Origin of the sequence: Streptomyces sp. NPDC005899, assembly GCF_040629645.1 — a bacterium.
In the GTDB taxonomy this organism is placed as follows: Bacteria; Actinomycetota; Actinomycetes; order Streptomycetales; family Streptomycetaceae; genus Streptomyces.
This window is the reverse complement of record NZ_JBEXWB010000358.1, coordinates 1-6,343: the sequence shown is the minus strand read 5'-3', so window position 1 is coordinate 6,343 and position 6,343 is coordinate 1. Positions and strand designations below refer to the sequence as shown.

Sequence of the window (6,343 nt, the reverse complement as noted above, 5' to 3'; positions counted from 1 at the left end):
GGCGGGCCGGGCGGCCGGACCGGGGTGCGGCGAGTGGGGCCGGAGGTGCCCGGCGGGGCCGGTCGGGCGGTTCTCCACCCCCGAACGGGCGGTTCCTCCCGCCGGCCGGTAGCCCCTCCCGTGGGCGCGTGGCAGCGTCGCCGCCACAGCCGGTGGCTCTCCGCCCCGACCGTTCGCGAGCATCGAAGGGTGTTCCGCCATGTCCCCCAAACCCCCCGCACGACTGCGCGACGGCCGTGCCCTCACCCGCCTCGGCATCGCCGCGGGCCTCGCCGTCCCGGCGGGCCTCCTCGGCACTCCGGCGGCCATCGCCATCCCGGTCACGGCCCCGGTCGTCACCCCGTACGACGCCGTCACCGGCCGGCAGGCCGCCTGCGGCGACCCCGAGGGCGAGGACTTCCCCATCGACACCCGGATCCACGGCGGCCCCGACACCTACGCGTCCGGCGGCGGGTACGGCACCTGGTACCTCGACCTGATCAACACCACCTCCGAGCCCTGCCACTCCATCCACCCGGTCCTCGTCCTCACCGACGACGACCGCACGCTCACGCCCGAGCAGATCCAGCTCGAGTTCACCGAGCGGGCGCGTCCCGGCGAGGAGCACCGGGTCAGCTGGGAGTCCACCGACCGGGACGAGCAGATCGGCGTCTTCGGCAGCGGTGAGGGCGGCGACGACTTCCCCGGTTTCACCGTCCCCGCGAAGCAGACGGTCACCGTCGAGATCCGGATGGCGTTCACCTCCGACACCCGGCCCGGCAAGGTCACGGCGAACGCGGCCATCGTCCAGCGGCGCTCCGCGGACGACGACGCGAAGCAGACCGACGGCGACTGGGTGGGCGAGTCGGAGGGCTACGACTTCACCATCGTCGAGGGCGGCCTCGACGGCGGGACCGACGTGGACCCGGACGGGGAGGCCGCGCGGCGCGACGCGGCGGGCGAGACACTTCCGGAGCTGGCCCGCACCGGCCCGATGCCCACCGTCCGGGCGGGCCTGACCGCCGGGGCGCTGATCCTCGCCGGAGTCGTGCTCGTCATCAGGTTCCGCCGGCGCGCCTGAGGCGGCGCCCCGTGGCACGTCCGTCCCCACGGCCCTCCCCGCAACAAGATCGGTACCACCTGATCCGGTACACCACCGCTTCGGCCTAATATCGGGACGTCGGCGCTGCACAACGCGGTGCCGCCGGCGTCCCGGCACATGGCGTGCACAGCGTACGTACGGCAGGAGTCCCGTCACATGGCAGAGCGCAAGCCGATCGAGTCCTGGCTGACCGACATGGACGGTGTCCTCATCCACGAGGGCACCCCCATCCCCGGGGCCGATGCCTTCATCAAGCGTCTGCGGGAGTCGGGACTGCCCTTCCTGGTCCTCACCAACAACTCGATCTACACCGCCCGCGACCTGCACGCCCGACTCAAGCGCATGGACCTGGACGTGCCCGTGGAGAACATCTGGACCTCCGCCCTGGCCACCGCCCAGTTCCTGGACGACCAGCGCCCGCAGGGCACGGCGTACGTCATCGGTGAGGCGGGCCTCACCACGGCCCTGCACGACATCGGATACGTCCTGACCGACCACGAGCCCGACTACGTCGTCCTCGGCGAGACGCGCACCTACAGCTTCGAGGCGCTCACCAAGGCGATCCGGCTGATCAACGGGGGCGCGCGGTTCATCTGCACCAACCCGGACGAGACCGGACCGTCCGCGGAGGGCCCGCTGCCCGCGACCGGTTCCGTCGCCGCGCTGATCACCAAGGCCACCGGCAAGGCGCCGTACTTCGCCGGCAAGCCCAACCCGCTGATGATGCGGACCGGACTCAACGCCATCGGCGCCCACTCCGAGACGTCGGCCATGATCGGCGACAGGATGGACACCGACGTGCTCGCCGGCCTGGAGGCCGGCATGCAGACGTTCCTCGTCCTCACCGGGCTCACCACGACGGCCGACATGGACCGCTACCCCTTCCGGCCGTCCACCGTCGTCGACTCGATCGCCGACCTGGTGGACCTCGTCGACCTGCCCCTGCCGTAAACCGGCCGGGACGGGACGCCACCCGACCGGCCCTCAGCGGGTGCGGGCGGCCGCGGCGCACGTGAACCTTCCCTCAGGAGGTCGACGATGCGTTCACTGCCCCTCACTCTCTGCTTCACCGCAGCGGCCGCGGTCATAGCCCTGCCCGCGTCCGCCGCCGCACAGGCCGATCCCGACTCCTGGGACCCCGGAGACCACCGGGGGCGGGGGTCGGTCACCGTCACCCCGGCCGGCGTCTCCCCCGGCGGGGAGGTGGAGCTCCGGGTCGACGTCTGCCGCGAGGGCGTGTCGGCCCGGGGCGCTTCCGAGGCGTTCGCCGGCGGAGCGCGCTTCCACCGGACCCGCGGCGGGGGCCTCGCCGCGACGGCCCGGATCCGCTCCGACGCCGCTCCGGACGACTACGAGGTCCGGGTGACCTGCGAGGACGGCCACGGCAGGGCCACCGGCACCTTCACCGTCGTCCGTCGCGTCCACCCCTCACCCGTCGCACCCGTGCGGGCCGGAGGAGGAGGCACCGCGGCCCTCGCCGGCCACTCCGGCGCCGAACAGGGGGCCGGCACCCGCCACGCGGTGACCGGTCTGGCCCTGGCGTCCGTCGCGGCCGCCGTCGCCTGTCGCGGTGTGCGCCGCCGCCGCCGTTCGGCCTCGGCCTGACATGCCCGCCCCGGACCGTCACGCCGGAACAGGCCGGCTGCTGACCGGAGTCGCCTGGGCCGTCCTCCTGCTGGGGCTCTGGCTGGGGGGCCGCGAGGCCACCGGAGGGAGCTCGGCCCCGACGACCGGTGACGTCGCGGCGGTCGGCCGCCCCCTGGGCGCTCCCCTCCCCCCGGCGCACGAGCCCCTCGACGGGGCGGCGCCCCTGCGGGTGGAGATCCCGTCGATGAGTGTGGCGGCGCCCGTCGTCCGACGCGGCCTGGATGCCGAAGGGGCCGTCGAACCGCCACCGTTCGGCACGCCGAACGCCGTCGGCTGGTACTCCGCCGGCACCGAGCCCGGCACTGCGGGTGCCGCGCTCTTCGTCGGCCACGTCGACACCGAGACGGAACCGGCCGTCTTCTACGGGCTCAGCACGGCCCGGCCGGGGGAGAGGATCCGGGTGAGCCGGTCGGACGGCACCGTCGCCGTCTTCACCGTCGACGACGTCCACGTCCACACCCGTGCGCGCTTCGACGCCGAGAAGGCGTACGGGCCACGGCGGGGCGGGCGGGCGGAGCTCCGCCTCATCACCTGTGGCGGCACGTACGACCGGGAGTCCCACGCCTACACGGCCAACGTCGTCGTGTCCGCCTACCTGACGGCCGAGGAGGGCGGCGGGGGCGGTGGAGAACAGGGCGGCGGGAGGAGTCGCGTCTGACCCGGCCGGACACCTGGCCCGGTCGGCACCCGCTCCCCCGCGGGCCGCCCGCCGGGCCGGTCCACGACCGCGGCGGGCGGCCCGCGGGAGAGGTCCGGGCGGGCACGGGAGGTTCGGGCCCCCGGTCCTGACCCGACACCGTGCAGCCCGCCTTCGGCGGCCCTCGAAGGCCCCTCCGGAAGATGTCCGGATCCGCACGGAAACGCGCGGCACACGAACAAGGCCCCCTCACGCTCGGTGAGAGGGCCTTGCTTGTGCGTGCGCCGTCAGGGACTCGAACCCCGGACCCGCTGATTAAGAGTCAGCTGCTCTAACCAACTGAGCTAACGGCGCCTGCTGACCTGGAGAACTTTACCCGATGGGCGGGAGTGCTCCTGACCAATTCCAGCCGGTACGGCCTGTCGCATGGTCCTTTTGTCGCTTTAGTCAGTCAACATGACCTATGCCATGAAAGGTGAGATGCGGAACATCCTGACGACTGCCCAAGGAAGAGGAGTCGCATGACCGTGCCGGTCTTCGAGGAGTACGAACCCGCCGTGGACTGCGGTTGCCCCGGCTGCGCTCAGCGGCGGCGCACGGCGGCCGCACTGCCTGTGCGATGCGGCGGGCACCCGGCCGCGCACGGCGCCCGCCGGGCGCTGGTGCTGGTCACGGCGGCGGGAGTGGTCCTGTCCTGCGGAGCCGCGGAGGCGGCCGTCCACACGACCGGACCGGGGGCCGGGGCGGGCGCGGCGGCCGACCCCGAGCCCGACACCCCGCAGGGCGCGGCCGGCCCCCTGGGCACGGGCGGTGCCGCCGGGCCGCCCGCCGCTCCGCAGACGGTGCCGCGCGAGACGACCCGGGCAGCCATCGTCGACCGTGCGAAGAAGTGGGTGTCCGCCCAGGTCCCGTACGACACGGCCGCGTACTGGTCGGACGGGTACCGGCAGGACTGCTCCGGCTACGTGTCGATGGCCTGGGACCTCGGCACCAACGAATGGACCGGCAGCCTCGCCGCCTTCGGCACCAAGATCGCCCGGTCCGAGCTGCAACCCGGGGACATGCTGCTCTTCCACAACCCGGCCGACCCGGCGCTGGGATCCCACGTCACGATCTTCGGCGGCTGGACGGACAGCACGCACACGCACTACCTCGCCTACGAACAGTCGCGCCCGCACGCCCGCGGGGCCACGACGCCCATGGCGTACTGGACGCACTCCTCCCAGTACGTGGCCTACCGCCACAAGGGCCTGACCGCCGGACCGGCCGACAGCGGATCGGCCACCGGCTTCCCGGGCGCCGCGGCGTTCGGCCCGGGAGCCCACAACGCCTACGTCACCCGGCTCGGGGAACTGCTCATCGCCCGAGGTGGCAAGCGGTTCTACACGACCGGCGCGGGACCGCGCTGGACCGACGCGGACAAGCGGGCGACGCGGGCCTTCCAGCTGGCCCAGGGCTGGAAGGGCAAGGACGCGGACGGCGTCCCCGGCCCGGGCACCTGGAGCCTGCTGCTCCGAGGGGCGGGGCGGAAGATCCCCGCGGCCGGCCCGGTCGGGGAGACGGACAGGACCACCGTCTTCCCGGGGCGGGGCTCCTTCCGGCCAGGACGGTCCAACGGCCATGTGCGGCGGCTCGGCGCCCAGTTGGTGAAGAAGGGATACGGCAGGCACTACGCGTCCGGCCCGGGCCCGCGCTGGACGGAGGCGGACCGCCGCAACGTCGAGGCATTCCAGCAGGCCCAGGGCTGGCGCGGGGGAGCAGCCGACGGTTACCCGGGGCCCGAGACCTGGCGGCGGCTCTTCGCCTGACGGCTGCGGTGACGGAACGGACATCACGGAGGCGGACATGCGCTACACGCAGAACGAGAACGAGTGGGACGACCGGCGCGAGTGGGGTCAGTGGGGGGAGCGAGGTGTGGATTCCGATCACGGCACCGGCGCGGACACGGGTGCGGGCCCGGACACGGGGGAGCACCGGACGTGCGAGCCGGACGCGGGGAGAGCACCGGAGCCCTGGTCGGTACGGGCCGGCGAACCGTCGTCGGCGCCGGGGCCTGAGGCGTCTTCGGCGCCCGGGCGGACGGGGGCGCCCGAGGTGCCGCTGTACGGGCATGTGCGGGAGCCGGAGCACGAACCGACGGGCGAGTGGGTGCCAGTGGGCGAGCGAGAGCCGGTCACTACGGGACGGATGCCCGGCGACGCGGTGCACGCGGTCACGGCCGACCCGGGCGTGGAGCCCTCCTGGGGCGCGGGCGCGGGTACGGGTGCGTATGTGGGGGACTCCGTGGACTGGGGGGCGCCGATGGTCACGGAGGCGCCTGCGGACGTGGATCCCCCGGATCCCGCGGCGGGCAGCGGCCCGGCCGTGGATCCGGTCGCGGACGTCCCCGCCGACCTGGGGCCCGCCCTTGACGCCGTGGCCGGGATCGGCCGGGCCGGCAAGGCGGGCCCCGAAACCGCACCGGACCTGGGGCCGCTCCTGGGGCCGTCCCCGGGGCCGGTCCGGGCGACAGGCCCGGTGATCCGGAGGCCGGTGGAGGCACCGGTGAGGGCATCGGTGGAGGCACCGGCGGAGGCGCTGGTGGAGGCACTGGTGGAGGCGCGAACGCCGACGAGGGCCCGGACGCGATCGGTCACGCGTCCCGCCGCACCGCCGTCCGCACTCCCGGTCGCGGCTCCTTCCCCGGCTGCAAGCCAGGGCGCGGCCCCGGCCGTGGGCCCGACCCCGGCCGGGGATCCGGCCGTGGTCTCACCGCAGGCCACGGGTGCGGTCCCCACCCGCGCCGCGGCCTCGCCCGCAGCCCCGCATCCGGCCCCGGCCCCGTCGTCGGCCGCAGGCGGCGGGGCAGGGGCGGCGGACGCGACGGCGGCCCGCGCTACGAGTTCGCTCACGAACCGGGCCTCCGTCGCGCCGGCGGCCTCGTCGTCGGCCGCAGGCCGCGGGACAGGAACGTCCGACGCGCCGACATACCGGACAAC

Annotated in this window: 5 protein-coding genes, 1 tRNA gene and 1 pseudogene; 6 read left to right on the top strand and 1 reads right to left on the bottom strand. The window is 74.5% G+C overall.

The genetic code is table 11. The annotated features are described in order from the left end of the window. Nucleotides 1-199: 199 nt before the first annotated feature. The 4 genes from ABZ371_RS27520 (at nucleotide 200) to ABZ371_RS27505 (ending at nucleotide 3,386) form a co-directional block, all read left to right on the top strand. The gene (locus tag ABZ371_RS27520) at nucleotides 200-1,060 is read left to right on the top strand and encodes a hypothetical protein (RefSeq protein WP_358684411.1); all 861 of its coding nucleotides are present in this window, start codon (nucleotides 200-202) and stop codon (nucleotides 1,058-1,060) included. A gap of 177 nt (nucleotides 1,061-1,237) precedes the next feature. Continuing rightward, the gene (locus tag ABZ371_RS27515; RefSeq protein ID WP_358684409.1) at nucleotides 1,238-2,032 is read left to right on the top strand and encodes an HAD-IIA family hydrolase; all 795 of its coding nucleotides are present in this window, start codon (nucleotides 1,238-1,240) and stop codon (nucleotides 2,030-2,032) included. Nucleotides 2,033-2,119: 87 nt separating this feature from the next. Next, nucleotides 2,120-2,686 carry a hypothetical protein gene (locus ABZ371_RS27510; RefSeq protein WP_358684407.1) on the top strand — a complete coding sequence of 189 codons (567 nt, stop codon included), beginning with the start codon at nucleotides 2,120-2,122 and terminating at the stop codon, nucleotides 2,684-2,686. A gap of 1 nt (nucleotide 2,687) precedes the next feature. Beyond that, a complete protein-coding gene (locus tag ABZ371_RS27505) occupies nucleotides 2,688-3,386 on the top strand; it encodes a class F sortase (protein WP_358684405.1) in 699 nt (232 codons plus the stop codon). Between the two features lie 259 nt (nucleotides 3,387-3,645). On the opposite strand, the gene ABZ371_RS27500 is transcribed toward ABZ371_RS27505, so the two are convergent. Then, nucleotides 3,646-3,719, bottom strand: a tRNA-Lys gene (locus ABZ371_RS27500). Between the two features lie 167 nt (nucleotides 3,720-3,886). Between ABZ371_RS27500 and ABZ371_RS27495 the strand changes: the two genes are divergently transcribed. Next, nucleotides 3,887-5,173 carry a peptidoglycan-binding protein gene (locus tag ABZ371_RS27495; RefSeq protein WP_358684403.1) on the top strand — a complete coding sequence of 429 codons (1,287 nt, stop codon included), beginning with the start codon at nucleotides 3,887-3,889 and terminating at the stop codon, nucleotides 5,171-5,173. A gap of 379 nt (nucleotides 5,174-5,552) precedes the next feature. After that, nucleotides 5,553-6,343, top strand: a pseudogene (locus ABZ371_RS27490) (hypothetical protein); the annotation flags it as partial.